At 66.5% G+C, this 2,299-nt stretch carries 2 protein-coding genes; both read left to right on the top strand.

Annotation, left to right across the window (positions count from 1 at the left end; translation table 11 throughout):
* The coding region (locus tag ACIRG9_RS31540) for a 2-oxoacid:acceptor oxidoreductase subunit alpha (protein ID WP_402864196.1) at window positions 1–1,843 on the top strand (1,843 nt) is incomplete at its 5' end.
* The coding region (locus ACIRG9_RS31535) for a thiamine pyrophosphate-dependent enzyme (RefSeq protein ID WP_402864193.1) at window positions 1,836–2,299 on the top strand (464 nt) is incomplete at its 3' end. The genes ACIRG9_RS31540 and ACIRG9_RS31535, both read left to right, overlap by 8 nt.

The following is a 2,299-nucleotide window of genomic DNA, read 5'->3' as shown; positions in this document are numbered from 1 at the left end:
CAAGCAGATCCGTCAGTTGGACCGGGTGGTGATCCGGTTTGCTGGTGACTCGGGTGATGGTATGCAGCTGACGGGTGATCGGTTCACGTCGGAGACGGCCCAGTTGGGTAATGATATTTCGACGTTGCCGAATTTTCCGGCGGAGATTCGGGCGCCTGCTGGGACGTTGCCGGGTGTGTCGAGTTTTCAGGTGCATTTCGCTGACTACGATATTTTGACGCCGGGTGACGCGCCGAATGTGTTGGTGGCGATGAATCCGGCGGCGTTGAAGGCGAATCTGTCGGATCTGCCGCGTGGCGCGGATGTGATCGTGAACACGGATGAGTTCACGAAGCGGAACCTGACGAAGGTCGGTTACACGTCCAGTCCGTTGGAGGACGGGTCGCTGGACGGGTATGTGGTGCATCCGGTGGCGTTGACGTCGATGACGGTCGGTGCTCTGGCGGAGCATGCGGTGTCGAAGAAGGACGCGGAGCGGGCGAAGAACATGTTCGCGCTCGGTTTGTTGTCGTGGATGTATTCGCGGCCGTACGCGTCGACGTTGCGGTTCTTGGAGCGTAAGTTCGCGGCCCGTCCGGAGTTGGTGGCGGCGAACGTGGCGGCGTTTCGGGCGGGCTGGAACTTCGGGGAGACGACGGAGGATTTCTCCGTGCGGTACGAGGTGGCGCCGGCGCGGATGCTGCCGGGCACCTACCGCAACATCACCGGTAACGCCGCCCTGTCGTTGGGGTTGGTCGCGGCGGGGGTCCGGTCGGGGCTGCCGGTGTTCCTGGGCGCGTATCCGATCACCCCGGCGTCGGACATTCTGCACGAGTTGAGTAAACACAAGCGGTTCGGTGTGGTCACGATGCAGGCCGAGGACGAGATCGCGGCGGTCGGCGCGGCGGTCGGCGCCTCCTACGGCGGCGCGCTGGGGGTGACCACGACCAGCGGCCCGGGTGTGGCGCTCAAGGGTGAGACGATCTCCCTGGCGGTGGCGTTGGAGTTGCCGCTGCTGATCGTGGACGTGCAACGCGCCGGCCCGTCCACGGGCATGCCGACCAAGACCGAGCAGGCCGACCTGAACATGGCCCTGTACGGCCGTCACGGTGAGGCCCCCGTCGCGGTGATCGCCCCCCGCTCCCCGGCGGACTGCTTCTACGCCGCCCTGGAAGCGGCACGGATCGCGTTGACGTACCGCACCCCGGTGATCCTGCTGTCGGACAACTACGTCGCGAACGGCTCCGAACCGTGGCTGCTGCCCGACGTGGCATCGCTGCCGGACCTGCGGGTGCAGTTCGCGACCGCCCCGAACGGGGAGGACGGGACCACGTTCCTGCCGTATCTACGGGACCCGCACACCCTGGCCCGGCCGTGGGCGATCCCGGGCACCCCCGGCCTGGAACACCGCATCGGCGGCCTCGAAAAAGCCGACAAGACCGGTGACATCTCCTACGACCCGGCCAACCACGACTTCATGGTCCGCACCCGCGCCGCCCGCATCGACGCGATCCCCGTCCCCGACGTGGAGGTCGAGGACCCCGACGGCGACGCCCGCGTCCTCGTCCTCGGCTGGGGCTCGACATACGGGCCGATCGGTGCGGCCTGCCGCAGCCTGCGCCAACGGGGCCTACCCGTCGCGCAGGCCCACCTACGCCACCTCGCCCCCATGCCCGCCAACCTCGGCGAGGTGCTGGCCGCCTACGACCGGGTCGTCATCCCGGAAATGAACCTCGGCCAACTCGCCCACGTCATCCGCGCCAGATACCTGGTCGACGCGATCGGCTACAACCAGGTCCGCGGCCTACCGTTCACCGCCGCCGAACTGGAGACGATGCTGGAAGAGGTCTGCAAGAATGTCTGAACCCGTCGCCCTGAAACTCACCGCGAAGGACTTCAAGTCCGACCAGGAAGTCCGCTGGTGCCCCGGCTGCGGCGACTACGCCATCCTCGCCGCCGTCCAAGGCTTCATGCCCGAACTGAACATCCCCCGCGAGAACATCGTGTTCATCTCCGGCATCGGCTGCTCCTCCCGATTCCCGTACTACATGAACACCTACGGGATGCACTCCATCCACGGCCGCGCCCCCGCGATCGCCACCGGCCTGACCACCACCCGCCCCGACCTGTCCGTATGGGTCGTCACCGGCGACGGCGACGCCCTGTCCATCGGCGGTAACCACCTCATCCACGCCCTCCGCCGCAACGTCAACCTCAAGATCCTGCTGTTCAACAACCGGATCTACGGACTGACCAAAGGCCAGTACTCACCCACCTCCGAAACCGGCAAAATCACCAAATCCACGCCGGCCGGCTCCGC

The organism is Micromonospora sp. NPDC093277 (genome assembly GCF_044765245.1).
GTDB lineage: Bacteria > Actinomycetota > Actinomycetes > Mycobacteriales > Micromonosporaceae > Micromonospora.
Note: the sequence above shows the minus strand (reverse complement) of the source record. Positions and strands in the feature narration are given on the sequence as shown.